The 25,585-nt window shown below is 38.2% G+C and carries 29 protein-coding genes; 18 read left to right on the plus strand and 11 right to left on the minus strand.

Annotated features, from left to right (window positions below; all coding sequences use genetic code 11):
• Positions 1-7 precede the first annotated feature (7 nt).
• Positions 8-325, minus strand: a complete 318-nt coding sequence (locus tag JKP73_RS23065) for a hypothetical protein (RefSeq protein ID WP_234447059.1) — start codon at positions 323-325, stop codon at positions 8-10.
• 60 nt (positions 326-385) lie between these two features.
• Positions 386-1,384, minus strand: coding sequence for a DUF2254 domain-containing protein (locus JKP73_RS05660; protein WP_234447060.1), 999 nt, complete (start codon positions 1,382-1,384; stop codon positions 386-388).
• Between the two features lie 231 nt (positions 1,385-1,615).
• Here JKP73_RS05660 and JKP73_RS05665 point away from each other — a divergent pair, with 231 nt between their 5' ends.
• From JKP73_RS05665 to JKP73_RS05700, 8 genes are all read left to right on the plus strand, one after another.
• The gene (locus JKP73_RS05665) at positions 1,616-2,620 is read left to right on the plus strand and encodes an ABC transporter ATP-binding protein (RefSeq protein ID WP_021290012.1); all 1,005 of its coding nucleotides are present in this window, start codon (positions 1,616-1,618) and stop codon (positions 2,618-2,620) included.
• Positions 2,617-3,597, plus strand: coding sequence for an ABC transporter ATP-binding protein (locus JKP73_RS05670; RefSeq protein ID WP_160806876.1), 981 nt, complete (start codon positions 2,617-2,619; stop codon positions 3,595-3,597). The genes JKP73_RS05665 and JKP73_RS05670 overlap by 4 nt, the downstream gene beginning before the upstream one ends.
• 63 nt (positions 3,598-3,660) lie before the next feature.
• The gene (locus JKP73_RS05675; RefSeq protein ID WP_038241941.1) at positions 3,661-5,298 is read left to right on the plus strand and encodes an ABC transporter substrate-binding protein; all 1,638 of its coding nucleotides are present in this window, start codon (positions 3,661-3,663) and stop codon (positions 5,296-5,298) included.
• Between the two features lie 107 nt (positions 5,299-5,405).
• Positions 5,406-6,410 (plus strand): ABC transporter permease, encoded by a 1,005-nt coding sequence (locus JKP73_RS05680; protein WP_021290015.1) that lies wholly within the window; start codon positions 5,406-5,408, stop codon positions 6,408-6,410.
• Positions 6,411-6,555: 145 nt separating this feature from the next.
• Positions 6,556-7,473, plus strand: a complete 918-nt coding sequence (gene nikC, locus JKP73_RS05685; protein WP_021290016.1) for a nickel transporter permease — start codon at positions 6,556-6,558, stop codon at positions 7,471-7,473.
• A 119-nt stretch (positions 7,474-7,592) separates the two neighbouring features.
• Positions 7,593-8,183 carry a DUF6305 family protein gene (locus tag JKP73_RS05690; RefSeq protein ID WP_200410973.1) on the plus strand — a complete coding sequence of 197 codons (591 nt, stop codon included), beginning with the start codon at positions 7,593-7,595 and terminating at the stop codon, positions 8,181-8,183.
• 45 nt (positions 8,184-8,228) lie between these two features.
• Complete coding sequence (locus tag JKP73_RS05695; protein WP_200410974.1) at positions 8,229-9,623, plus strand: sensor histidine kinase; 1,395 nt, start codon at positions 8,229-8,231, stop codon at positions 9,621-9,623.
• On the plus strand, positions 9,595-10,206 hold the full coding sequence (locus tag JKP73_RS05700) for a response regulator (RefSeq protein WP_200410975.1): 612 nt from the start codon (positions 9,595-9,597) through the stop codon (positions 10,204-10,206). The genes JKP73_RS05695 and JKP73_RS05700 overlap by 29 nt, the downstream gene beginning before the upstream one ends.
• A 40-nt stretch (positions 10,207-10,246) precedes the next feature.
• Here JKP73_RS05700 and hxlA read toward each other — a convergent pair whose 3' ends face one another.
• Genes hxlA through JKP73_RS05745 form a run of 9 tightly spaced genes read right to left on the minus strand, consistent with a single transcriptional unit; the run spans position 10,247 to position 17,623 of the window.
• On the minus strand, positions 10,247-10,876 hold the full coding sequence (gene hxlA / locus JKP73_RS05705; protein ID WP_038241933.1) for a 3-hexulose-6-phosphate synthase: 630 nt from the start codon (positions 10,874-10,876) through the stop codon (positions 10,247-10,249).
• Positions 10,877-10,891: 15 nt separating this feature from the next.
• Positions 10,892-11,842, minus strand: coding sequence for a sugar kinase (locus JKP73_RS05710; protein WP_200410976.1), 951 nt, complete (start codon positions 11,840-11,842; stop codon positions 10,892-10,894).
• A 24-nt stretch (positions 11,843-11,866) separates the two neighbouring features.
• A complete protein-coding gene (gene rpiA, locus JKP73_RS05715; protein ID WP_200410977.1) occupies positions 11,867-12,553 on the minus strand; it encodes a ribose-5-phosphate isomerase RpiA in 687 nt (228 codons plus the stop codon).
• A 14-nt stretch (positions 12,554-12,567) separates the two neighbouring features.
• Positions 12,568-13,842: a TRAP transporter large permease gene (locus tag JKP73_RS05720; RefSeq protein ID WP_021290023.1), complete on the minus strand. Its 1,275-nt coding sequence runs from the start codon at positions 13,840-13,842 to the stop codon at positions 12,568-12,570.
• Positions 13,842-14,327, minus strand: a complete 486-nt coding sequence (locus tag JKP73_RS05725; protein WP_021290024.1) for a TRAP transporter small permease — start codon at positions 14,325-14,327, stop codon at positions 13,842-13,844. The genes JKP73_RS05720 and JKP73_RS05725 overlap by 1 nt, the downstream gene beginning before the upstream one ends.
• A gap of 10 nt (positions 14,328-14,337) precedes the next feature.
• On the minus strand, positions 14,338-15,363 hold the full coding sequence (locus JKP73_RS05730) for a TRAP transporter substrate-binding protein (RefSeq protein WP_200410978.1): 1,026 nt from the start codon (positions 15,361-15,363) through the stop codon (positions 14,338-14,340).
• Positions 15,364-15,390: 27 nt separating this feature from the next.
• Positions 15,391-16,020 carry a bifunctional 4-hydroxy-2-oxoglutarate aldolase/2-dehydro-3-deoxy-phosphogluconate aldolase gene (locus JKP73_RS05735; RefSeq protein ID WP_021290026.1) on the minus strand — a complete coding sequence of 210 codons (630 nt, stop codon included), beginning with the start codon at positions 16,018-16,020 and terminating at the stop codon, positions 15,391-15,393.
• 18 nt (positions 16,021-16,038) lie between these two features.
• Complete coding sequence (hxlB, locus tag JKP73_RS05740) at positions 16,039-16,596, minus strand: 6-phospho-3-hexuloisomerase (RefSeq protein WP_021290027.1); 558 nt, start codon at positions 16,594-16,596, stop codon at positions 16,039-16,041.
• A gap of 25 nt (positions 16,597-16,621) precedes the next feature.
• A complete protein-coding gene (locus tag JKP73_RS05745) occupies positions 16,622-17,623 on the minus strand; it encodes a LacI family DNA-binding transcriptional regulator (protein ID WP_038241922.1) in 1,002 nt (333 codons plus the stop codon).
• A 235-nt stretch (positions 17,624-17,858) separates the two neighbouring features.
• On the opposite strand from JKP73_RS05745, the gene JKP73_RS05750 reads away from it, so the two are divergent.
• The 10 genes from JKP73_RS05750 (at position 17,859) to JKP73_RS05795 (ending at position 25,548) form a co-directional block, all read left to right on the plus strand.
• Positions 17,859-18,251 carry a hypothetical protein gene (locus JKP73_RS05750; RefSeq protein ID WP_021290029.1) on the plus strand — a complete coding sequence of 131 codons (393 nt, stop codon included), beginning with the start codon at positions 17,859-17,861 and terminating at the stop codon, positions 18,249-18,251.
• A 200-nt stretch (positions 18,252-18,451) separates the two neighbouring features.
• Positions 18,452-18,658 (plus strand): DUF5316 family protein, encoded by a 207-nt coding sequence (locus JKP73_RS05755; RefSeq protein ID WP_021290030.1) that lies wholly within the window; start codon positions 18,452-18,454, stop codon positions 18,656-18,658.
• A 40-nt stretch (positions 18,659-18,698) separates the two neighbouring features.
• Complete coding sequence (locus tag JKP73_RS05760) at positions 18,699-19,352, plus strand: lysoplasmalogenase (RefSeq protein ID WP_038241907.1); 654 nt, start codon at positions 18,699-18,701, stop codon at positions 19,350-19,352.
• 39 nt (positions 19,353-19,391) lie between these two features.
• Entirely contained in the window at positions 19,392-20,519 is a 1,128-nt protein-coding gene (locus tag JKP73_RS05765) for a glycerate kinase (protein WP_200410979.1), read from the plus strand.
• A 111-nt stretch (positions 20,520-20,630) separates the two neighbouring features.
• Positions 20,631-20,981, plus strand: a complete 351-nt coding sequence (locus JKP73_RS05770) for a YxeA family protein (protein WP_200410980.1) — start codon at positions 20,631-20,633, stop codon at positions 20,979-20,981.
• Positions 20,982-21,225: 244 nt separating this feature from the next.
• Entirely contained in the window at positions 21,226-21,711 is a 486-nt protein-coding gene (locus tag JKP73_RS05775) for a PTS sugar transporter subunit IIA (RefSeq protein ID WP_021290034.1), read from the plus strand.
• A gap of 36 nt (positions 21,712-21,747) precedes the next feature.
• Positions 21,748-22,569: a PRD domain-containing protein gene (locus JKP73_RS05780; RefSeq protein WP_200410981.1), complete on the plus strand. Its 822-nt coding sequence runs from the start codon at positions 21,748-21,750 to the stop codon at positions 22,567-22,569.
• A gap of 71 nt (positions 22,570-22,640) precedes the next feature.
• Positions 22,641-24,107: an N-acetylglucosamine-specific PTS transporter subunit IIBC gene (gene nagE, locus JKP73_RS05785; protein WP_021290036.1), complete on the plus strand. Its 1,467-nt coding sequence runs from the start codon at positions 22,641-22,643 to the stop codon at positions 24,105-24,107.
• 133 nt (positions 24,108-24,240) lie between these two features.
• The gene (locus tag JKP73_RS05790; protein WP_021290037.1) at positions 24,241-24,837 is read left to right on the plus strand and encodes a TetR/AcrR family transcriptional regulator; all 597 of its coding nucleotides are present in this window, start codon (positions 24,241-24,243) and stop codon (positions 24,835-24,837) included.
• A gap of 117 nt (positions 24,838-24,954) precedes the next feature.
• Positions 24,955-25,548, plus strand: a complete 594-nt coding sequence (locus JKP73_RS05795) for a GNAT family N-acetyltransferase (protein ID WP_021290038.1) — start codon at positions 24,955-24,957, stop codon at positions 25,546-25,548.
• The last annotated feature ends 37 nt before the right edge of the window (positions 25,549-25,585 follow it).

Here is a 25,585-nt window from a genome sequence, read left to right on the forward strand (position 1 = left end):
TTATCCTTTATTGTGCATATCCTTTAAAATGCTGTTCGATATAATGGTAGTTTTCGATGTTGCCCGTTATTTCAGCGAGCTTGTATAAGTTTCTCAACAACAATCGGCGATCAATATCAAAAATAAACTCGGTGTAAATATGATCAATTGTATTACTAGCAAATCCCCAAATAACATCATGATGTTTTTCATCGACGGCTCCCGCCAATCTTGTAAGTGCAGCAATAATATCGGTGATAATTGGATAATTCTTCTGAGCATAGTGCCTAATAACACCTAAGCCCTGATATAGATGGTACTCAAAATTATCTACCCCTAAAATCAAGCGAACCTGCTTGTACTCATCAACTAAATATGGAGAAAACGTGACATTCTTTTCTAATGTTTATAACAAATCGGTCACTTGAAAAATGGTATTAGATGCAGTTTTAGGATCATCATTCCCTATCGCTTTAATTGCTATTTCCCCCAGTTTACTGAGTCCAAATTTCAAATCCTGAATCTCCGTTTCCTTATGACCAATTCGGATTAATTGAACATACTTCGCTTCATCTACATTATCTGCGCCCGGTCCCCAATAGGTAAATAGTTGATTTCCATTTAAAACAAAACTGCCCACTCGTACTTCCATTTTAATTATGATATTATCTTTCCTTGCCTCTTTAATCAGATCCTTAAAAAGAATTAGCTGGATATAACCAGATTTAGGGGACATTACCGTTTTACTTTGCGGATAATCATGTTCCAACATATCCCCAGGTTGACTCGTTCGTATTTCTTCTAGTTCTTGGGAGAAAACACCGTTTAATATTCCTTCAGAAACATCATTCATCATATCGGTAATATTATGAACCTGCATCCACGTGGTTGCATGATTAATGAAATAGATGAAGACAATGGCTGCGAAAAAGGCAATCAAAACTGTCACAAATGGTACTGCGGTATAGTAGTCTACAGGTTTACTGCTGATAAATAAAAACATGATTAGAACATAAACAAAACTGCCATTAAACACTCCAAGAATATGTTGCGTTTGCTTATCTTTCACAAAATTTTGCAGCAACCTTGGCGAGAATTGTCCACTAAATGTAGTAAGGACAACAAGCAAAGAATTCAATGTAAAAGCACTTAATGTTAAAACGCCTCCAATTAACGAGCTAATAAGTAGACGAGTGGTTTCAAATTCCGCCTTAAAAAAAACAGGCATATATTGTGCCAGCCCGATACCAACATCAAGATACAATGTAATAGCTGCAAATAAGAATGTAACAATCACATAAAGTAGCGGTGTCCACCATAATGTTAAACGAAGTTCGTATTGTCTTTCTGGCTTAGACATTTGCAAATACTTACTGATTGAAGGTGGTAATAATTTTACAAGCATATTCTTTTCTCCTCTATTTTGTTTTTAACACCGGTGTTGTTTCTTATAGCTCTTACCCCGAATCGTAGTTTTTAACACATGTGTCTTAGTCCTACCGTGATTTTACTTTGTCCATTATTTTTTGAGAAAAAAGAGAAAAAAACATCCCAAGCTAGAAATCTATGTATAATGATAATTAATTCTAAAAAATCTAATTATTTTAAACTGTTACAAAACTGAAGGAGGATACATATGCATACGGAGTCCCCCATTCTACAAGTAGAAAATTTACATACGCATTTTATTACCAAAGCAGGCATTGTGAAAGCCGTAGATGGCGTTGATTTTGATATTAAACCTGGGGAGACATTAGGTATCGTTGGTGAATCTGGATCTGGGAAAAGTATGACAGCCATGTCGATAATGGGATTGATTCCTTCTCCGCCTGGAAAGATTGTAGAGGGAGAAATCCGATTTAAAGGGGAAAATTTGCTTACCAAAACCAAAAAACAAATGCGAAATATTCGGGGAAAGGAAATATCAATGGTGTTCCAGGATCCGATGACTTCTTTAAACCCAGTATTCACCATCGAGAAGCAACTAATTGAAACAATACTGGCTCACGAAAGTTTTTCAAAAAACCAGGCACGATCAAGAGCCTTGGAATTACTTCATTTAGTTGGGATTCCTGATCCAAAAAAACGATTAAAGAATTATCCACATGAATTCAGCGGTGGGATGCGACAGCGGGTTATGATTGCTATCGCATTAGCCTGTAACCCTTCCGTGCTAATTGCAGACGAACCAACCACAGCATTAGATGTAACCATTCAAGCACAAATACTTGAGCTCTTCAAAAAAATGCAAAACGAGTTAAATATGGCCATTATTATGATTACCCATGACCTTGGTGTCGTAGCAGAGGTTTGTGATCGTGTAATGGTTATGTATGCCGGCAAGCCAGTTGAATATACAGAAACAAACCACTTATTTGACCAAGGAAAGCATCCTTACACTTTAGGATTAATGAATTCTATACCAACGATTAATAAGCAAAAGAAAAAACTTGAAGCTATTGATGGGGTGCCACCAGATTTACGCTCCCTTCCAAAGGGATGCAGTTTCGCACCTCGCTGCAAGCATGTCATGGAGGCGTGTTTACACATTGACCCGACTCTAACGGAAGTGAATGATCATCATTTCGTCCGTTGTTTATTATATGAGGAGACGAACTCTGAAAAGGTGGTCAGCCCATGAGTACATTATTAGAAGTAACTAATTTAAAAAAGCATTTTCCATTAAAAGACAGTAAATTATTTTCCAGGGAAAAGCCTGTACTTAAAGCGGTTGATGGCATTTCCTTCTCTATTCAATCAGGGGAAACGCTAGGATTAGTTGGCGAAAGTGGTTGTGGAAAATCTACTGCAGGAAGATCAATATTGAAATTAATTAATCCAACCGAAGGAGACATCTATTTTAAGGGAGAAAATATTTCTCATTATCGCGGGGAGAAGCTTCGTAAATTAAGAAAAGATATGCAGTTGATCTTTCAAGATCCATACGCATCCTTGAATCCTAGAAAAACAATTGCCCAAACCATTACAGAACCGATGAAGATCTTTCAATTATCAAAAGAGGAGCAATATAAAAAGTTAGAACGGTTGCTAGATGTCGTTGGTTTACGTTCCTATCATAAAGATCGTTATCCCCATGAATTCAGTGGAGGTCAACGTCAACGAATCGGAATCGCCAGATCACTTGCCCTTGACCCTGAACTTGTCATTTGTGATGAGCCAGTGTCTGCACTGGATGTATCCATCCAAGCACAAGTCATTAATTTAATGGAAGATTTGCAGGAAGAGTTTAACCTTACTTATATTTTTATCGCACATGATCTAAGTGTCGTTCATCATATTAGTGATCGAGTTGCCGTTATGTATCTAGGAGAGATTGTTGAAATAGCCGAAGCAAACGAGCTATATCAGGACCCCAAGCATCCGTATACCCAAGCACTGCTTTCAGCAGTACCAGAGGCAAATCCTCATTTAGAAAAGCAGCGGATCATTCTAAAAGGCGATCTACCCTCTCCTGCCAATCCTCCTAGTGGTTGTAAGTTTCACACTAGGTGTCCATTTGCAGAAGAAATTTGCCGTCAAGAGAAACCAGAGCTAAAACAAGTCTCATCCAATGGACAAATGGCTGCATGCCATTTCGTTAGGGAGGTGGTTAGCTAATTACATCAACCAATACCAAACTTTGGAAAGTGTCATCTAAAACATAGGATCAGAGGGGGAATTATGTTGAAAAAACGTTCCATTTTAGCATTATTTGGTTTACTTTTTATTTTACTCTTCATTTCCGCTTGTAGTAATAATACAAGTTCTACAGGTGAGGAAAGTGAAGGTTCAGGTGGAGAAGATCAAACAACTGAAGAAGCCTCGGGTGAAAAAACACTTATATTTGGTCGAGGTGCAGATTCCATCCAATTAGACCCTTCAAAAGTTACTGATGGGGAATCGATTTATGTTACGAACCAAATTTATGACACGCTTGTTCGTTACCAAGAGGAAAGTACAGAGGTTAAACCAGCGCTAGCAACAGAATGGGAGACCAGTGAAGATGGGCTGACATGGACATTTCAATTGCGTGATGATATCAAATTCCATGACGGTACTGATTTTAATGCTGAATCCGTTGTATTTAATTTTGAACGTTGGGCAACTTCAGCAGAATATATTTATTATGGATATATGTTTGGGGCTTCAGAAGAAGACTTGGGTGGCATCATTGAAAAAGTGGAAGCAACTGGAGATTATGAAGTAACCTTCACACTTTCTGAACCAAATGCACCATTTTTACAAACGTTAGCCATGCCACCATTTGGTATAGCTAGCCCTGATGCAGTAGAAAAACACGGAGAAGATTACTTCAAAAACCCCGTCGGTACAGGTCCATTCGTTTTTGAAGAATGGCTTCCAGATGAAAGCATCACCCTATCCAAAAACGAGGAATACTTTGGAGAAGTAGCTAATGTAGACAAAGTTGTCTTCCGTACGATCCCTGATAATGGTGCACGATTTATGGAATTACAATCGGGTTCAATAGATTTAATGACAGGTTTAAACCCACAAGATATTCAAACAGCAGAAGATGACCAGAATCTACAAATTATCCGCAGGCCATCCATGAATGTTAGCTACCTTGCGATGAATACTGATAAAGAAGGCCCTTTATCCGAAAAACTAGTACGCCAAGCTATTAATTTAGCGATTGATAAAGAACGGTTAATCAGTCTGTATGAAGGTATTGGCAAACCTGCCAAAAACCCGCTTCCACCATCTTTATGGGGATACAATGATGATATTGAAGATTATGGTTATGACGTCGAAGAAGCAAAGGCTCTCCTAGCAGAAGCAGGTTATGCCGATGGATTTGATATTACCTTGTATACATTTGCCAATCCTAGACCATATATGCCGCAGCCAAAAGTATCTGCTCAAGCCATACAGGAAATGCTCAAAGAAATCAATGTAAATGTTGAAATAATTGAAAATGATTGGGATACCCATCTAAATGTTACAGAGAATGGAGAACATGATATGGCGTTTCTAGGCTGGACTGGTGATAATGGTGATCCAGACAACTTCCTATATGTATTATTAGACAAAGATAATGCGAAAAAGGGATCTGCAGGTAATATTGCATTTTATAAAAATGATGAGGTACATGATTTACTAAAACAAGCACAAACAGAAATGGATCAAGAAAAACGTACCGAACTTTACTTAAAGGCACAAGAAATCATTCATGAAGATGCTCCTTGGTTCCCAATTGCGCATACAACACCACCAATTGCTGCAAGTAAAAATATCGTCAATTATTCACCACACCCTACGGGCAGTGAACCATTTAATCTATTAGATATTGAACAGTAGAAAAGATACAAACCACGCTTAAGTTGATCCTTACGTCAAATACGTAAGGATCTCCCTTAAGCTGAACCAAAGTATATGTTAAAGACATTATTCGGAGGAATTTTACTATGCTTAAATACATTATCCGAAGACTATTCATGCTCATTCCTGTCTTAATAGGTGTTTCCATATTAACCTTTTCACTTATTCACCTCATTCCTGGTGATCCAGCCAGAAGTATGCTAGGAGAAAAAGCAACAGAGGCACAATTAGAATCCTTACGGGAAGAACTAGGACTAAATGATCCTTACATTGTCCAATATGGTCGGTTCTTAGGAAATATTGTACAAGGCGACTTGGGGGAATCTATTCAATCAAAAGAAAACATCGCTGAGCAATTACTCTATAAGTTACCCGCTACCGTAGAATTAACCATTTTCGCTATGATTTTGGCAATTATCGTCGGTGTTCTAGCTGGGGTAATTGCTGCTGTTAAACAATATTCCTGGTTTGACAATATTAGTATGACTGGCGCCTTATTCGGTGTATCCCTACCTATCTTCTGGTTAGGTTTAATGATGATTTGGCTTTTTTCTGTTGTATTTAACATTCTGCCACCTTCTGGGAGACTCACTTCTGGTATGGAATTAACCACGATTACGAATTTTTATTTATTAGATAGCTTGCTAACTGGTAACTGGGCTGCCTTTAAAGATGCTTTCTCCCATCTATTAATGCCTGGTCTTGCCCTAGGTACCATCCCCATGGCAATCATCGCAAGAATGACCCGGTCAAGCATGCTGGAGGTTATGCGCCAAGATTACATACGGACAGCAAATGCGAAAGGATTAAGAACGAGATTTGTTGTTTTTCAACATGCTTTAAAAAACGCATTTCTACCAGTTCTAACCGTGATTGGGCTGCAATTTGGATTATTGCTAGGTGGAGCAGTATTAACAGAGACGATATTCTCATGGCCTGGAATTGGACGTTATGTCTATTTAGCTGTGCTTGGTCGTGATTACCCAGTCGTTCAAAGTACGATCTTAATTGTCGCAACGATTTTTGTATTGGTTAATTTAATCACGGACATACTTTATAAATATTTTGATCCACGTATCCGTTTTGATTAAGAACAAGGGCGCTCTCTATTAAGGACGTACGATAGTTGGCCTATGAATTGTGGTTCATTCACATTTGCAAAACAAAATCTTTTTTCTTGTTTCTAATACATTGCGTAAGCTTCAAGAAGTAGATTTATATGAAAGGATGTGCATCATGTCACTTCAACCGAACCCAACACCAGAACCGAATCCCGCACTACCTGATAGCCATGATCTCCAGCAAACGAAAGCTCGAAAGCTTTGGGTAGATGCACTAATACGAATTGTGAAAAGCAAAACTTCGCTAATTGGTTTATGTATTATTTTGGTTCTTGTGTTAACGGCTATCTTTGCCCCGGTAATAGCAACGCATAGTCACACTGCTCAAGATATCATTAACCGTTATCAGCCTCCCTCTGCCGAACATTGGCTAGGTACGGACGAACTTGGCAGAGATATTTTCTCTAGAATTGTTTATGGAACTCGTATATCTATACAAATTGGCGTGATAGCCGTTGGAATTGCTATGATAATAGGTGTAGTATTAGGTAGTGTTGCTGGTTATTTTGGTCGTTGGATTGACCAGATCATCATGCGAATAATTGATATTATGATGGCCTTCCCTAGCATTCTACTAGCTATCGCATTAGTAGCCGTTTTAGGCCCCAGCTTAACCAATGCAATGATAGCCGTTGGGATCGTAGGGATCCCCCAATTTGCTCGGATTGTCCGATCAGCTGTGTTATCAATTAAGGAAACCGAATACATCGAAGCATCCAAAGCAATTGGAGCAAAACACGCTAGAGTATTATTCCAGCATGTGCTACCAAATTGCGCCGCACCCATCATTGTACAAGCTACCTTGAGTATAGGCACTGCTATTTTAGATGCAGCTGGATTAAGCTTCTTAGGTCTCGGCGCTCAACCGCCAACGCCAGAATGGGGAGCGATGTTAACCGATGGCAGGGCTGCTATCCAAAACGCTCCATGGGTTGTTGCATTTCCTGGGTTAGCCATCTTCTTAGTCGTACTTGGATTTAATCTATTTGGCGATGGCTTACGAGATGCACTAGACCCGAGACTAAAAGAATAGAAGATTGTTTTGGAAAAGGTAAGGCAAAACATGCTTTACCTTTTCCATATCTAACTGAACCGGTTTACTGATTTAAACAGCGACGCAAAAATAGCAAAAAGTAGGAGAGGTGGACAAAAATGAATAAATACATGCCGTTCTTCCTATGTTTATTACTTGCCTCCATTATTACGATATCCACGCGAAGCGCCCCCAACCCGAATCACATAAATACATACCCAAATTTGCCAGCCCCAATCGGCGAAGAGAGAATTCTCATTACATCGGCAGGACAAGCACCAGAAAGCACGATTATCAGTAACATAGCTGATAACTTAAATCTTGAAATGGATTATCGCCCCAGGGCTCTCGCAACCGACCTTTATGATTATCAAAGCTTAATTATCGTTATTGGTTTTAGTGCCAATGGTATGCTGCACACACCTCGTAGCTTGTCTGATGAACTGAAACGAACGAAACAGCTAGTAGAAGAGGCCGCGATTCAAGATGTACCTATTATTTTAGTCAATCTGGTAGGTAAGCATCGCGAAGATCCAAATTCAATGAAATTGTTTCAAGCTGCCGTTCCCTATGCCAATTACTATATTGGTATAAAACAAATGGAGAACAAGGAAAATGTTCTAGCTACGTTACGATCTTATAAAATACCAGCTACTCTTGTACATCAATTGAAAGATATTTCTGTCCCATTAAATTCAGCATTTCGTTAGTAACATGCAATATACATATTAAAATAAGAAGGTTGATGACAGATAATGAAAGTAAAACACCCTTATCTCACAGGAATAATTGGGCTTCTATTGATGATATATGGTTTCTTTCTTCCATACTTTATTAAAGATTGGACATTATTTATTGTTGATGGAATACAGCATAGTATTGTACACCAGGATAGCGGGCAATTGATGATTACTTCCTTTGCTTATGTGGGTAAGTATACACTTATTTTTTTTCTTATTTATTTTGGTGCATTGGTAATTTCTTTCGCATTATATAGTAAATTGGATTCGCCTCATTTTTCTTTTCTATTCATTGGTATTGTTTTCATTGCATTCTTTCTTTTCAACATTATCTATGGTGAATATTTCTCCTATATAAACTGTTTCGTTAGTCTAGCGATTATTATATTTCTGCAAATATATATTCCCAAGCAAAAATTTTTCTTTCTTATTTCATCCATTATTATCATTTTGATTTTATTTGCTACGCAATGGATTCAGTTAGTCCCAGCACTTTCCAAATTTGGTTTTGGAACAAATGATTTAGCAATCAGCATTAAAACGGCTGACTTATACTTTACAAATAATAAATTGTACAACACATTAGCAACTCTGTATTTCTTGGTATTTCTTGTCATCGCTATTATCCTTACGTTTCTTATTCATTTACTAAACAAGCAGTTCTTTACACTGAAAAAATACCAGCAACAGGAGGAGGAGTTGAAGGAAACAAGAATTGCCCTTATCGAGTCAAAAGTTTATGAAGAAATTACAACATTAGTACATGACTTAAAGACGCCCTTAGTTACAATAGAAGGACTTCTGTCTTTATTAGAGATGAAATCACAAGTGAACATGCATTCGACTTTCAGCAACTATTTTGTTCGGATTGGAGCTTCTTTAGATAACATGAAAGATATGATTTCGGAAATTTTATATGAGAATATTAAAAAGCATATTTCAGTAGAGGAACTGTTTGCCTACGTAACAAGTCACCTAGGCTTAGATAACCATGAAAAAATTCATCTAAGAATTGATATTGACCAACACACTCCTCCAGTTTTTGTGAATAAGATTCGGTTTTCACGGGCTATTTCCAATATTATTGAAAATGCGATAGCTTCATTTGCTCATGAGGCAGGATATATCCATGTCCGTGTCAAAAGAATAAATAGTGGTATTTTATTTCGAATTCAAGACAATGGCCCGGGTATTGAAGCAATACATATGAAAAATATTTGGCATGAAGGGTTCAGCACAAAGAACTCATCTGGAATAGGTCTTTCGTTTGTTAAAAGTGTAGTCGAAAATCATGGGGGGAAAATCTCGGTAAAAAGTGAACCAGGGAATTATACGCAAATGAATATCGTGCTTCCGGTTCCTAAAGAGGGTGAAAAGAAAGGTGAAGTCAACGATTTTAATTGTAGATGATAATGAGGATATACGATTTACATTAAACGAAGTTTGCAGCTTTGGAGGATACGCTGTATTAGAAGCTTCTACAGGAAAAATGGGGGTAGATGTATGTAAAAAGATGGGACCTGATCTCATTTTACTGGATTATCACATGCCTAATTGGGATGGCTTAAAAACAACAAAAGAAATTCGGAAATTTAATGATAAAACGCCAATCATCATTCTTACCGTCGATGAAAGGCAGGAAGTAGCTAATATGTTTCTACATGCAGGTGCTACCGACTTTGCATTAAAGCCCTTTAGAGCTCCAGATCTATTGTCTAGAATACGAATTAATTTAAAAATTGGTAGACTAACTGCTAATCAAGAGAGTGTCTTTGTTGAAAAGGGAATTAACCAAGGAACATTAATGTCAATTAAAAATTTTTTGTTACAACAAGGAACAGCAAGAACCATAAATGAAATTCAAGAAGAATTACCGATTGCATATCAGACTGTACACCGTTATTTAAACTATTTGGAGGGAAAGGGAGAAGTAGAGATTATCTGCCATTACGGAAAAAAAGGAAGACCTAAAAATCTGTATAAGCTCGTTTAAAAGAAGAAGCAGAGCATCACAAATGCCCTGCCTCCTCTTTTTATCCCCTCGTTTGCATTATCTTTTTCATATGCTGTGCTGTTTGCTGTGGATGAGGAGATTTGGAAATAGCACTTCCAACAATAATAATATCTGGATTCTCTTCCACAACCTCTGGCAAGGTATCTTCCCTAATTCCACCAGCTACAGCAACTTTAAACCCATATCCATTTACAAAAGAAAACAATTCCGTATTAAAATGATTCCCTTTTGTTTGTTGATCCTTTCCGACATGGAGACTAACTAACTCTACTCCTAACCGCTTCAATTCTTCCATGCGTTGATGAGAGGAAAGCTCAAGTAAATCAATCATTATTTGCTTCTCTACTTGTTTGGCTACATCTAATGTATCCTTAATGGTAGCATCTGATGAAAAGGCCATGACAGTTGTTAGATCTGCGCCAGCGTCAAACGCCTGCTTGGCCTCATGCTTTCCAGCATCGCATGTCTTCATATCCGCAAGAATCGTCTTGTCCGGATATTTCTCTCGGATTTCTCTTACAAATGCCATTCCATACTCTTTTATAACACCTGTACCTATTTCTATAATGTCTACGATTTCTTTGGTTTCGGAAATAACATGCAAACACGCTTCTTTTGTTAACCTGTCCAGAGCTAATTGTAATTTCACTTCTGACACCTCTTTTTATCGTTCAATCCGTTCTACTTCTCCAAGCCGTTGCTGAACTTCTTCATAATAGGGCAATCCTTCATTGTCTCCAATGACTCCAACAACCATTGATCCAATCGTATTAGCAAAATGCATGGTTTTAGCTAATGTCCATCCATTCAAAAATCCATAAAGCACTCCAGCATTAAAACCATCCCCAGCTCCTACTGTATCCACCACTTTTGCTGCTTTTACAGGTGAGGCTTGAATCGTCTCACCATGATAATACCCTACTGAACCTTTATCCCCTTGTTTGACCGCAATGTAAGAAATGCCGAGTTCTATTGCTTTTTCTATAATTTTCTTTGGGTCCCTTTCCCCCATCACGATTTCCATTTCTTCATCACCAGTTAGCAATATATCAACATGTGGCAATAGTTTGCTAATTACAGTTTTTGCTTTGTCCTTACTCCACATGCGAAGGCGAATATTCGGATCAAAGGAGATTTTTACATCATGTTTTTTAGCTAATGCTATCGCCTTCTCTATGACAGCTATATTTCGATCATCAATTGCAGGATAAATCCCAGTTAAATGAAGTATTTTTGCATTTCTAATATACGATTCATCTAAATCTTCCGCAGTAAGCGTAAGGGTAGGGGATTTATCTCGATAATAAAAGGTACGAACACTACCACCCTCCATGATTTCTTTAAAATTCAAAGAGGTTGGATATCCCTCAATTTCATCGATTTGAGATACGTCTATTCCTTCTCCACGGGCGAAATTGTGTATATGCTTCCCAAACTCATCTTTGCCTAATCTTGTCATATATCCTGTTTTCAATCCTAACCGAGAACAGCCAACTGCCAAATTCAGTTCTGCTCCGCCAACTTTCTTTTCGAAGGTATTGACGAATTTCAGTGGTCCTGTCATTCCTGGATTAAAAACAATCATTGCTTCTCCTAATGTAATCACATCATTCACGTTTATTCCTCCAGATTCTTTCTCTTACTTTTCTTTTGTAAGCTTTTCTACTTTACCTTCTTCTCCAGCTATAACTATATCAGCCATAGATGTAAACAACCCTGTTTCAATAACTCCTACCAATTGCTTTAATTGTTGATGCAGCGAATGTGGATCTTCGATAAGCTTGAATGGGCAATCTAAAATATAATTACCATTATCTGACACAAACACATCTTGTTCAGATAATTTCCTTAACTTTGGTTCAACACCAAATGCCGCAATTGCTTCAGCTGTTTTCTGCCATCCGAATGGTACGATTTCAATTGGAAGTGGATATGTTCCTAATTGAGGCACTTTCTTTGTCTCATCTATAATAATGATCAATTGTTGCGCATTGGCATCCACAATTTTCTCACGAACAAGCGATCCGCCTCCACCTTTGATTAAATGAAACGATGGATCCACTTCATCTGCTCCATCAATAGCCAGGTCGACCTTCGTAATGGTAGCGAAATCAACAATCGGTATCCCCAGATGTTTTGCTAGTTTTTCCGTCTTTTTTGATGTAGGCACACCCTGTACCTTCAATCCTTCTTTTACTTTTTCAGCCAATTTATCTAGCATATAGTCAACCGTAGAACCAGATCCTAATCCAACTGTCATTCCAGATACAATATAATCCACAGCAGCTTCTCCTGCAGCTCGTTTATTAATTACTGAATAATCCAAAGCTAAACACCTCTTTAACTAAATAGATTCGGTATAAAAAAAGTGACCTCGGGCAAGAAAGCAATAATCAATAAAACAACCACAATAATGAACAAGTAAGGAATGACAGCGATAAACGATCGCTCTACAGATAATTCCCCGATTTTCGCTGATAATAACAATACCAGTCCATATGGTGGTGTAGCTAAACCGATAGCTAATGTAATAACAACAATTAAGCCTAAATGAATAGGATCGATTCCAAATTCCAAAGCAGTCGGTAAAATAATGGGAACAAATAAGATCATAGCTGGAATGGCATCCATAAACGTTCCTACAAATAAGAAGAAAACAATTAGAATGAAGATAAATAGCCATTCAGAACCTATATGATCGCTAAAGAACTCTTGGGCGATGGTCCCAAGTTGATAATAGCTCATTAACTCACCTAAGGCACTTGCTGCCGCTAAGGCAAATAAGGATAAAGAGCTTAATGCTAGTGTATCCATTAATATTTTTGGTAAGTCTTTTAATTTTAATGTTTTATATACAAACATACTAATCAAAAAAGTATACAAAGATGCAACAGCTGCAGCCTCCGTAGCAGTGAAAAAGCCAAAAACAATGCCGCCAATAATAATAATTGGTGTTAACAAAGCTGGTACAGATTCAATGAATCGTTTTCCTACTTTTGTTAACTCCGGACGTGCAGCCTTTGGAAAGTTACGTTTAATTGCAATAACATAAACAAATAGCATCATCCCCAACCCAATAAGAATACCGGGTATAATTCCTCCAAGGAATAAAGCGCCAATCGAAACATTGGTTAAACCTGCAAAAATAATCATAGGGATACTTGGTGGAATAATTACCCCCACCGTAGAGGATGCAGCAGTTACTCCAACTGCTGTCTCCGTGTCATACCCCTGTTTTTTCATACTTGGTATAAGAATTTTTCCCACACCGGCAGCATCTGCTTGGGAAGCTCCAGAGACCCCGGCAAACATCATGGAAACTAGAATATTTGCGTGTGCCAAACCACCTCTAATCGGGCCCACAATCGCTAAGGCAAGATCAATTAACTTTTCTGAGATCTTGCCTGAATTCATCAGGTTGGCTGCTAAAATAAATAACGGTACAGCTAATAGAACAAATGAGTCCAGTCCATTTACCATTTTCATCGGAACGGCCGCTTCTGGAGTATAGGGCATTCCAAAGATTCCCAACAAGGCTACTATTCCAATAACGAAGGCAATCGGCATTCCTAAAAGCATTAATACAAGAAATAACCCAATTAATAGAAAGCCCATTATTCCATAACCCCCTTCGTTTTCCACGTCTCTATATGGTTAATCAAATGGGATATGGAGTAAATAACCATCGTACCTGCCATAATAGGAATGGACAACCATACATAACCCATTTTCATTTCTGGAATTGTAGCCCATGTATAATTCCAAAATTCAATGACTACTTGAATGCCAAGGCTAAATATAGCGAGATTAAAAGCAATTAACACAAGGTCATTAAAAATACTCAAGGTGATTCTACTTTTCCCTTTAAGCTTTCGTTGCAACAAGTCAAAATTAAAATGTTCCCTTCGATTAACCATTACCGCTGCTCCCATAAAAATTGCCCAAATAAATGAGTAATTTGCTACTTCTTCCGTCCAAATAACCGAAATTCCTATATATCTCGTAATTATTTGCAGCATAATAACTAGGAAGAAAACCGTTAGAAATGCTAATCCAATCGTGATTTGCGTTTTTTCAAGCATTCGTATCAACTGTTTCATAATATCCCCCCTATTCCTCTGCAAGTTGCCTAATTGCCTGTAACATTTGTTCTGCATCAATTTCTTCAGCGAAATTATTCTGAATTGGTTTAGCTAATTCAATAAACGGCTGACGATCAATTTCATTTACAACTGCACCTTCATCGATTGCTTTTTCTTTATAATCAATATCCTGCTTATTCGTTGCAGCTCTTTCTGCCTCTACAGATGCTTTAGCAGCTTCTAGAATAATAGTTTGATGTTCTTGTGAATAATTATCGAATTTCTCTCCATTAATTAATAGAAATCGTGTCGTAAAATCATGTGCTGTTTCCGTAATATACTTCCCGTTCGGTGTCGTATGATGGGATTGTTGGACAAAGAATGGGTAAGCGTTTTCGGAAGCGTCAACAACATCTTGCTGTAATCCTTGATACAGCTCTCCCCACGAGATGGATGATGGAATGGCACCCGTAGCTTCCCAGAAGTCACCGATCACTCCGGATGTCTGCGTCCGTAAAGAAACCCCTTTCAAATCATCCATTGATTCTAATGGTTTTTTTCCGTAGAAATGCCTTACTCCTGCCGTCCAATAGCCTAATAGTTTAAAGGCGTTGTTTGACTTTTCATTAATGATCTTCGCCATTTGCTGGCCAACTTCACCATCAACGACACGTAACCAATGTTCATAACTATTAAATAAGTACGGTGCTGAAAATAAGTCAACCTCTCGTATCCCTGTTTGAGTCATAAATCCTGGAGAAACAAGGACTACATCCGCAGCCCCCAGTTGTAGTTTCTCTACTAATTCTGATTCCTCCGTTCCTATCGTTCCAGCATGAACCTCTACTTCTATCGATCCACCTGATTTCTCCTCTGCAACTTCTTTAAATTTCAACATCCCTGTTTGGTATGGGTTATCAGGAGAAGTTTGGTTATGTGCAGCAATTATTTTTATCTTGCCGTCACCATCTGGATCAGCTTCTTCTGAACAAGCGGAAAGCAAAGAAACCGTTACCAAAATAAAGAAGATAAAAGCATATTTCCGATTAATCATCTTACATCCCTCCCCTTCGCTTACTTATTATTTATCCGCTTGTTTGCGATATTTTTTAGCGGTTTCGGTTAATCTTTGATAATCTTCAACCGTCTTTAATTGAGGAGCATTGACCAGATTACTTCCAATACCTACCGCTTTACATCCTTTTTCCAAGTAATCATTCATATTATCCAGGGTAATCCCACCAGTAACCATTGCTTCTACATGCGGGAGAGGCCCAAGTATATTCTTTACATAGGAAGGTCCAACAGTAGTAGCTGGGAATATTTTAACCATCTTAGCACCGTGTTCATAGGCGGTGAGGATCTCTGTAGGGGATAACACACCTGGAATTGCCAACACCCCATATCGATTCGCTAGTTTTAAGGTTTCAACATTTAGAGCTGGCGATACAATGAACGCAGCTCCTGCTAGTAGAACCGTTCTAGCTGTTTCCGGGTCCAATACAGTACCGGCTCCAATGCATACTTCATCTCCCATACTCTCATGCGCTTTTGCAATAACTTGAGCCGCCCGAGGTGTTTCCGCAGTAATTTCTACTGCCTTTACTCCTCCAGCTGATAAAGCCTTCAATATAGATACAATATTTTCTTCATTTGCTTTACGAATAACAGCTACCACTTTCGATTCCTTTATTACATGAATTGATTCCATTGACATGTCCTCCTTTATCTATTCCAAGTTTGCGTGTTTTTGATTTAATGCTGTATGATTATTGGCTTCCGGTAATCTCTCTAGAAGATAAGCTATTACTGCATCTAATACCAAGTGTGCCGATTGATCAAACTGACTTCCTAGTGGCTGTATTGTAGCTGGTTCTGATGACAATCGTTTTTTCGTTGCAGCAGGTACCACTATAATAGAATCACTGATCTTCCCAATCATCGATTCTCTATTCGTAGTAACTAATGCCACCTTCGCGTCTATAGCTTTTGCTTTTTCAGCAAAATACTTCAATGTACCTGTACTACCTGAACCGGAAAGAATTACTAATAAATCATCCGCTTCAATACTTGGCGTAATTGTCTCCCCGACAACGTATATTGGGAACCCAATATGCATCATACGCATTGCAAACACCTTACTAATTAAGCCTGATCGCCCAGTTCCTGCAACAAAAATACGGTTTGCTTGTTGTATTTTTTCAGCCAATGTGATGGCTTCATTTGCATCTATCCGATACAAGACCTCAGAGACTTCAGAAGCAATCGTAGTAATCGTCTTTCTCATTTTTCTCTACTTCCTTTCTATTATGTTAGCAAGATTCTCTTTCCATCAGCTGTGGTGCAAAGCGATATACGTTGGTTTCTGATCGAGAATCTCCCTGTATTTGATTAAATAATAACTGTGCAGCTTTTTTTCCCATGTCGAAAGCTGGCTGAGCAATCGTCGTTAACGTTGGACTATAAAAGGAAGCAAACGAAACATCATCGATACCAATAATAGCGAGATCAGCAGGGATTTGAACTTGGTGATCTTTCGTATATTGTAATAACTCAAACAATACACGGTCATTTAATGCAAGAATGGCCTCTGGAGGATCTGCTAATGTAAGCATTTCCTTAATTCGTATGTGCATATCCGTGATTTCTCCACTTGCTAAATAGGCTGGTCTAAATTCGATCCCGTATTTTTTTAGTGCCGTTTTGTACGCCTCCATTCTCTCTCTTCTCGGTGTGACAGGCTGTTCCATTGGGGGTGAAATCATCCCTATTTTCTTGTAACCTGCTTTAATAAATTGCTCTATGGCTAAATGAACAGCTTTTTCATTATCAAGTAATACCGCATCCATAGCTACTCCTGGAACTAGCCTATCCATTAAGATAAAGGGATAGTTTTCCTCTAATAGACCTTGATATAAATCGATGTTTTCCCCTGTAGGAAAAGCAATTATGCCATCTACTTGCTTGGCCCGAAGCATTTCAATATATCGCTTCTCTTTCATTGGATCATCGTCAGCATTACAAACAATCACATGAAAATTAGAAGCATTGCAATAATCCTCGATTGCCCGAATAACCTGTGTGGAAAACACATGGAGTATATTTGCAACGATTACACCAATCGTTTTTGTCGACTTTTGCTTTAAACTCCGGGCAATTATATTCGGGCTATACCCTAAAGCTTTAATAGCTGCTTCAATTCGCTTCTTTGTATCTGCTCCCATATAATCGTATCGTTTATTTAAGTACTGAGAAACCGTACTTTTTGAAACGTTGGCATACGTTGCCACATCAGCAATTGTAATCTTTTTCATGTCTTTCTCCTCTTTATTTGCTTTGGACTAAACCGATTTACTAAATCGATTTAGTCCAAGTATAAATTATTTGTAAGCGGTTTACAAGAGAGAAATCGCAAGCTTGTTCATGGATATTAATGGAATTAGAGAGCAATGACTAAATGGCCAGGTTACTCATAACGTATTCCATGTCATAGATGAATCTTGTCGGACATAGATATAAACTAAATAATCTAAATAGGGAGTTAGTGACATGGAAGAAACATTATCTATCACAGAGGAAGAAATAAAACGATACTATGTATTGCACGAGCAAAAAAAAGAAATGGAGCAGGAATTAAACCAGTTAAAAAAGAAATTTCACCACTACTTAGATAACACTACTGGAAAAGATAGAAAAGGTGACATTCAGCGAGGCAATTATCAAGTACTACGACAGATTCGTTCGGCCATCAAATACACGCCAGAACAAACGGTACAAAAATTGGAAGAACTACAATTAAGTGATTTTGTTATTACCGAAAAACGCCCAGATACAGAAAAGTTAGACGCTGCTATTAAGTTAGGGCTCGTAGATGAAGCAGCCTTTGAAGACTGTAAAAACACAAAAGTAACCCAGGCGATTGTAGTTAAAGAGGGAAAATAATAAACAAAAATAGTTGCCATTTCGTTCAACTTTGACTTGTAGTGAACCTTTCTCTACAAGTTTTTTTCTTGTCAACATCTAGTAGCTCTATTTTCCCCACTAGCTCGTTACCCCATCTAAAAAAGCCTTTCTAATTAAATTTTGAATTTGGAAGCAAAATGAATGATCAATACGTAGGTAGGAAAGAAAGGAGTTTAACAATGCTTAAAATCATTACTGGTATCGGGGTGATTGCAATACTTATTTCCGCAACTTTTTTAGGAATATGGACGAGTGGGCTGCAACAACGCGCTAACTACCAATCAGAAACGAGGGAGCACCGTGAATTCCGTACTAAAATTGGTTTATATAGTGGACTTATTGGCTTGATTTTTCTCGGAATTGCTGGACTAATATGGTATTTTTAAAGTAGATAGCATCACTTATTCCAAAAAAGGGGGTGATTACGTGCAAGTCAATCGTATACCGATACTTATTCTTGTCATGAGTATCGTATATATCTTTATCATTCCTTCCGAACCAGGTAATTTCAAATTGTTTTTTAAGATAATACCTATGTTATTAATTATTATCTATGCAATGAATCAGATGCCTAGACAGCGATCAAGCACGCATTGGTTAGTTATTATTGGACTCATTTTTTGTATAATTGGAGATGGTACATTACGATGGTTCATCATCGGACTTACTTTCTTCTTGGTTGGCCACTTGTTTTATTTAACAGCTTTTTCCTTGCAATGGAAGTTTTCTTGGTATCGATTCCTGATGATTATTCCACTAGCTATCCTTGGTTTTCTAATGGGAAATGAATTAATTCAGGCAATTGCTAGTTCAGGTGATGAAATATTCGTCCTACCTGTGATTAGTTATATCGCAGTGATTACTAGTATGGCCTGGCTGGCAATTATGACAGGAAATAAGTTTGCAATCATCGGGAGTTTGTTATTTCTTATTTCTGACGCTATTCTTTCCTGGAATATGTTTATTTCACCAGTTCCCTACTCACATGTACTAATTATGACGACCTATTATGCTGCACAATTCCTAATTGCCCATAGTATTAGCTCCGTCGTAAAGCAGTCTAGTCGAATGGTTTGGTAATTAACTATTCGTAAACACTTGCAACAGAGGAGGAATCACATGAAAATTGTACTAGCACCAGATTCATTTAAAGGGAGTCTTACTTCCTTAGAAGCAGCAACAACTATGAAACAAGCGATTCAATCCATTGACGAACAAGCAACTATCTCAATAAAACCGATGGCCGATGGCGGAGAAGGAACGGTAGACGTGCTGCTTGCTTCTACAAAGGGAGAAAAAGTACCTATTACATGCACCGGTCCACTTGGTACGCCAATACATACGTATTATGCTGTACTGAAAAACAATACAGCGGTCATCGAAATTGCGAACATAGCTGGGTTAACGCAGATAGCTAAATCACGCAGAAATCCAGACATAACCACTACTTACGGCCTTGGTGAAGTTATTAAGGCTGCGTTAGACAGAGGTTGTACGTCCTTTATTATTGGACTTGGTGGAAGCGCAACCAATGACGGGGGATTTGGATTATTACAAGCGTTAGGCATGCAAGCATGGAATCATGCTGGTAGTCAGTTGGGGATATTCGGCAAAGACATGCTTGCCGCGAAAGATATTTGCTTTTCAGATATAGATCCACGTCTACGTAAAGTCCACATCCAAGTAGCTTGTGATGTAGATAATCCTCTTGTTGGAGATAGAGGGGCAAGCGCTATTTATGGGCCACAAAAAGGCGCAACAAAGGAACAAATCATCATGTACGACAAAGCCCTATCTACGCTAGGAAAAAGACTGGAAGCAGAGCTGAATCAAGACTTCACCACCGTTCAGGGAGCTGGAGCAGCGGGAGGACTTGGTTTTGCCCTTTTAGCTATTGGTGCAGAACTTACATCTGGAGCTGCTTTAATCGGAAAAGCATCTGGCATCGATCATGCGATCAGACAAGCAGATCTAGTAATTACCGGAGAAGGCCAAAGCGATGAGCAAACACTCTATGGGAAGGCCCCAGGCTATATCGTGGAAGTAGCGAATAAAAATAAAGTACCGGCAATATTATTGTCAGGATCCTTGTCTGGTGATTTAGCTGCACTACGAGAGAAATTTGATGGGTGTTTCTCCATTATTACCAGTCCTTCCACTGTAGAAGCTTGCATGGAAAATGCAGATCGTTTGTTATTTAATCAGACCGTGAATATTCTACACCTGATACAAAACTTGAAAAGCTAGCGAGCTTCGTTTTCCTTTCAATACTGTAAGCATGTTGAAAGACAAATCCAACGTAGGAATGAATTTCTCGTGATAGGATTTATCTATCATTAGTAGAAAGGATACAGTTGGATGAAAAAATTATTTATCACAATTTTAGGATGCGGCCTCATTATTGGAGCCGGTTTACTAATTATGCAACTATTTTCAAACGAAGTAACGGATCGATTTAACCCGCTCGTACCAAAGAAAGAAATATATATACAAGTCAATAAAGAAGGAACCGCTCTCAGTCCAGGAGGTTATAACTATACGTTAACTGGGTTCGATAAAGATGGCCGGAAAAAAGAAGTCACCTTCTATGCTAGTGGAGAATTAAGAAAAGATGCTTATTTACGTATTTTTACCAAAGGGAAATATATTGAAACTTGGGAAGAAGTACAACAGCAAGATATTCCTGAACAAGCCAAGCAAAAGTTATAACGCCTGCTCCACACATTTATACATTGCTTTTTAAAGAAAGGAATGTTAGGATAAATTTAATAAGTAAATATTGCATCACATGTTACTGATACGATCAGGCATGGTGGTACCTACGATGGATTTACTCCTCTTTGTACTGCCATGCCTTTTTTCGTGTCGTGCATGAATCTATATGATTGGATAAACTAAACCTAAGTGTATATCCATTCCATCATTGCGATCGCATAAGAAAGGAGAAATAAACTTGTTTAAAAACTTATTCAAAAAATCAAAAGATCAACATATCTATGCACCGGTAAATGGTAAAATAGTTTCTCTAGAAAACGTACCAGATCCTGTTTTCAGTCAAAAAATGATGGGGGAGGGCATTGCTATCCTGCCAAGCGACGGTAAAATTGCAGCTCCTTTTGATGGAAAGGTCGTGCAAATCCCTGAAACCAAACATGCTATCGGCCTTGTTACAGATGAGGGATTGGAATTGCTCATTCATGTCGGCCTAGAAACCGTTGGATTAAAGGGTGAGGGGTTCCGTGTTGAGGTGAATACCGGCGATACTGTTTCAAAAGGACAATTACTAATGGAAGCAGACTTGCCTTACATTAAAGAACATGCAGCGGATATTATCACTCCTATTATCATTACCAATAGCAATGATTTAGACAAACAGTTCACTTATGCAGAAGAAACCGTAGCAAAACAAGGCGAAACGATGATTATCACATTAAACTAAGTAACATGGAAGCATGGAAATAGGAGGTGTCTTCCGGTGAGAATCACAAAAATCTTAAATAATAATGCCGTTATCGTTATGGATGGGGACCAAGAAAAAATAGCTATCGGTGCTGGTGTTGCCTTTGAAAAAAAGAAAAAAGATATTGTTAATCCTGATAGGATTGAAAAGCTATTTGTAGTAAAGGAAAATGAAAAGCTTCAGGAATTAATTGTGCGTATCCCGGAAGAACACCTAATTATTTCTGAAGAGATTATTGATTTCGCTGAAAAACAGCTAAATACAAAACTAAATGAACATATTCTTCTAGCTCTAACCGATCACTTATCCTTTGCGATTGAAAGAGAACAAAAAGGTATTCATTTAAAAAACAAATTATTGCATGAAATAAAAATTATGTATAGACAAGAATTTGACATTGGCGTTTGGGCACTTCATCACATGAAGGAGAAGCTAAATGTGGATATGCCTATTGATGAAGCCGCCTTCATTGCCCTGCATATCCACACCATGAAAATTCAAGGAGGTGATTTACACGAGACGGTTAGGCAAACAGCAATTGTGAAAGATATGATGGAAACGATAAAAATTGACTTGGACATCACCATTGCCACAGATGATCTAGCCTACGAGCGTTTAATGACACATCTCAGATTCGCATTAAATCGTATCTACCATTATGAAGTTCACTCGATGGACGAGGAAATGCTTCTGATGATCAAACGAAAATTCAAACGCAGTTATCAATGTTCCGAACGCGTTGCTAAGATGTTGTCCACTTCCCACGGTATCCAACTTCCTTCTGAAGAGTTAGGATATATTACACTTCATATTGAACGACTTAAAAAATATCAATGACCTTATACCAATTATCTTATTTATAGGGAACAATTATTATAAGAGACTACAACAATCAAGGGGGAATATGTATGATGAACTATTTACAAAGACTCGGTCGCTCATTAATGCTGCCGGTAGCTGTGTTACCAGCTGCTGCTATTTTAATGGGGATTGGGTACTGGATTGACCCGTCTCCAACTGGTTTTGGGTCGGGGAACCCGGTCGCTGCATTCTTTGTCAATGCAGGATCATCGATAATTGATAATATTTCCATTCTCTTTGCAATTGGGGTTGCTCTGGGGATGTCAAAGGACAAAGATGGGTCAGCCGCTTTGAGTGGGCTGGTGGGTTATCTTGTTGTCACTACATTACTTTCAACAGATACCGTTGCATTATTACAAGGCATCGAAGCAGAAAATGTAAATGCTGCGTTTGGGAGTATCGAAAATGCCTTTATCGGTATGCTTTCAGGGATTATTGCCTCCATGATGTACAACCGTTTCAGCCATGTTAAGCTTCCAGATGCGTTAGCTTTCTTTAGCGGCAAACGCCTTGTTCCTATCATGACGGCCTTTTCTATGATGATTATATCTGGCGTCTTATTCTTTGTATGGCCAGTTATATATAGTGGGTTAGTATCCTTTGCTGAATCAATTAGTCAACTAGGTGCAGCAGGTGCCGGACTATATGGATTCTTCAACCGTCTTTTAATTCCAACTGGATTACACCATGCTTTAAACTCGGTGTTCTGGTTCGATGTGGCAGGAATTAATGATATAGGGAACTTCTGGTCAGGTGAAGGGGAAAAAGGCGTCACCGGCATGTACCAAGCTGGATTTTTCCCAATTATGATGTTTGGTCTGCCTGCAGCAGCTCTTGCCATGTACCATACAGCTAAAACAAAAAGAAAAAAACAAGCAGCATCTTTACTACTTGCAGCAGGATTCGCAGCTTTCTTTACAGGAGTAACAGAGCCACTTGAATTTTCATTTATGTTCTTAGCACCAGCACTTTATTTTGTACATGCCGTGTTAACCGGTTTATCTTTAGCAATTGCAGCTTTCTTTAATTGGACTGCTGGATTTGGTTTCAGTGCCGGATTTATTGACTTGTTCTTAAGCTCACGACTTCCATTAGCCAATGAGCCCTATATGCTCGTTGTTCAAGGACTCGTATTCGCAGTGATTTATTATTTCTTGTTCCGTTTCTTAATCAAAAAATTTGATATGAAAACTCCTGGTCGTGAATCAGACGAGGATTTGGATGAAACAGATAAAGAAGGTGAAGAAGTATCATCCGATCAGAAATTCACTGCAATGGCTGCACAAATTTACGAAGGATTAGGTGGAGACGGCAACGTTACCTCTGTCGATAACTGTGTTACTCGATTACGTGTCGAAGTAGATGATATGAATAAAGTGGATGAGGCGAAAATTAAATCTACAGGCGTACCAGGAATTAATATTGTTGGAGCACATAGCATTCAAGTAATTGTCGGTACGAATGTACAATTTGTTGCGGATGAAGTGGCTAAAATTCGCGGCAAACAGGATTAACACGAACGAAAAAGCGAACTGTTTATACGGTTCGCTTTTTTCATTTATTGTAATCCTTTTTCCAGCTTGCTTGCCTTTGATATGATACTATGTAGTGAGAGAATAAGGAATATAACTTAAGGAGAATCGATGTATGGCTCCATTAAACGAAGACCAATTAACCCAAATTCGTATCGAACGGAAAAATCAAATAATGAAAGCAGCATTGAAAGTATTTGCTGAGAATGGCATAAGACTAACCAAAGTAGGGATGATTGCTAAGGAAGCTGGAATTAGTCATGGCCTGCTCTATCACTATTTTCACTCCAAAGATGAGGTGCTTTTTCATAGCCTTGAATGGGCAATGGAAGGGACAGATGAACTATTCAGGGAAATCCACACGCTATCATTATCTCCCTTGGAAAAAATAAAATATTTTACAAAGGTGGCTTTCACTGAAGGAAATAGTGATATTTTCCGAGTTATCCAACATATCACTAGAAGTAACGATAATATCTCCAATTCTACCGAACAATTGATTGAGAAAGTAGGAAAGGATTACTATGAACAGCTGCTTCCGTTAATAAAACAAGCGCAAATCGACGGCGATATCATTCCACATGATCCAGACGAATTGTTAAATCTTTACTTGACTGTTGTATCTGGAATTATTGTAGAAGACATTACTTGGATTCAAACAGATTTAGGATCAAAAGTGGACCTTATCTTACGGATGTTCACAACAAGGTAAAGAGGGAATACCTATCTCTTTCCAGATTTTCTCCACTGCAATTTGGATTGACACTGGCGTTGATTCCATATATTCTTATATTGACTGATTAAGTCAATCAAAAAAAGGAGGAAATGTATGGTTATGGAAATCAAGAAAGCAAGTGAATTAGAAAAGAATGTAAGCCACGATATTAGTTCCATTTTTGTCGATGGTTTTGGAGAACATCTCACTTTCTTTTCAAAGAAGAGGGAAACATTAACCGCTGCACTGGCACACATGTTTGTGACAGAAGTTTTTTATGTTGCAATCATTGATGGAGAAATTGCTGGAATAACAGCATGTACAGATGGTCATATCCTATCTGTTCACCCAAATAAACAGGAATTAAGAAAACACCTTGGCTTCGTTAAAGGTACATTTGCCTATTATGTTTTTAACCGTGAATTTAAAAAACCTCCCATTGAAACTGGATCGGGTAAAGTATCTATTGAATTCGTGGCTACTTCTCCCGCCTTTCAAGGAAAAGGGGTTGGTACAGCTATTTTAGAGCATTTACTTTCCTCCCCTACATTCACTGAATATATACTAGAGGTAGCTGATACAAATACAAAAGCGATGAACTTATATCGTAAGCTAGGCTTCAAAGAATTCACCAGAAAAAAACAAGCGTTTCGTAAGCTAAGCGGGGTCAATTACCGTGTTTATATGAAATGTAAAACGAATGACTAAGATCTCATTACTCCCCCTCTAGGCCATACAAAAGGAA

The organism is Virgibacillus salexigens, from assembly GCF_014905415.1.
Lineage (GTDB): Bacteria > Bacillota > Bacilli > Bacillales > Amphibacillaceae > Virgibacillus > Virgibacillus salexigens.

Coding starts and splice junctions, on each gene's coding strand:
- JKP73_RS05660 (WP_234447060.1), bottom strand. CDS start 1,384: ATGCTTGTAAAATTATTACCACCTTCAATCAGTAAGTATTTGCAAATG.
- JKP73_RS05665 (WP_021290012.1), top strand. CDS start 1,616: ATGCATACGGAGTCCCCCATTCTACAAGTAGAAAATTTACATACGCAT.
- JKP73_RS05670 (WP_160806876.1), top strand. CDS start 2,617: ATGAGTACATTATTAGAAGTAACTAATTTAAAAAAGCATTTTCCATTA.
- JKP73_RS05675 (WP_038241941.1), top strand. CDS start 3,661: ATGTTGAAAAAACGTTCCATTTTAGCATTATTTGGTTTACTTTTTATT.
- JKP73_RS05680 (WP_021290015.1), top strand. CDS start 5,406: ATGCTTAAATACATTATCCGAAGACTATTCATGCTCATTCCTGTCTTA.
- nikC (WP_021290016.1), top strand. CDS start 6,556: ATGTCACTTCAACCGAACCCAACACCAGAACCGAATCCCGCACTACCT.
- JKP73_RS05690 (WP_200410973.1), top strand. CDS start 7,593: ATGAATAAATACATGCCGTTCTTCCTATGTTTATTACTTGCCTCCATT.
- JKP73_RS05695 (WP_200410974.1), top strand. CDS start 8,229: ATGAAAGTAAAACACCCTTATCTCACAGGAATAATTGGGCTTCTATTG.
- JKP73_RS05720 (WP_021290023.1), bottom strand. CDS start 13,842: ATGGGCTTTCTATTAATTGGGTTATTTCTTGTATTAATGCTTTTAGGA.
- JKP73_RS05725 (WP_021290024.1), bottom strand. CDS start 14,327: ATGAAACAGTTGATACGAATGCTTGAAAAAACGCAAATCACGATTGGA.
- JKP73_RS05730 (WP_200410978.1), bottom strand. CDS start 15,363: ATGATTAATCGGAAATATGCTTTTATCTTCTTTATTTTGGTAACGGTT.
- JKP73_RS05735 (WP_021290026.1), bottom strand. CDS start 16,020: ATGGAATCAATTCATGTAATAAAGGAATCGAAAGTGGTAGCTGTTATT.
- hxlB (WP_021290027.1), bottom strand. CDS start 16,596: ATGAGAAAGACGATTACTACGATTGCTTCTGAAGTCTCTGAGGTCTTG.
- JKP73_RS05745 (WP_038241922.1), bottom strand. CDS start 17,623: ATGAAAAAGATTACAATTGCTGATGTGGCAACGTATGCCAACGTTTCA.
- JKP73_RS05750 (WP_021290029.1), top strand. CDS start 17,859: ATGGAAGAAACATTATCTATCACAGAGGAAGAAATAAAACGATACTAT.
- JKP73_RS05755 (WP_021290030.1), top strand. CDS start 18,452: ATGCTTAAAATCATTACTGGTATCGGGGTGATTGCAATACTTATTTCC.
- JKP73_RS05765 (WP_200410979.1), top strand. CDS start 19,392: ATGAAAATTGTACTAGCACCAGATTCATTTAAAGGGAGTCTTACTTCC.
- JKP73_RS05770 (WP_200410980.1), top strand. CDS start 20,631: ATGAAAAAATTATTTATCACAATTTTAGGATGCGGCCTCATTATTGGA.
- nagE (WP_021290036.1), top strand. CDS start 22,641: ATGATGAACTATTTACAAAGACTCGGTCGCTCATTAATGCTGCCGGTA.
- JKP73_RS05790 (WP_021290037.1), top strand. CDS start 24,241: ATGGCTCCATTAAACGAAGACCAATTAACCCAAATTCGTATCGAACGG.
- JKP73_RS05795 (WP_021290038.1), top strand. CDS start 24,955: ATGGTTATGGAAATCAAGAAAGCAAGTGAATTAGAAAAGAATGTAAGC.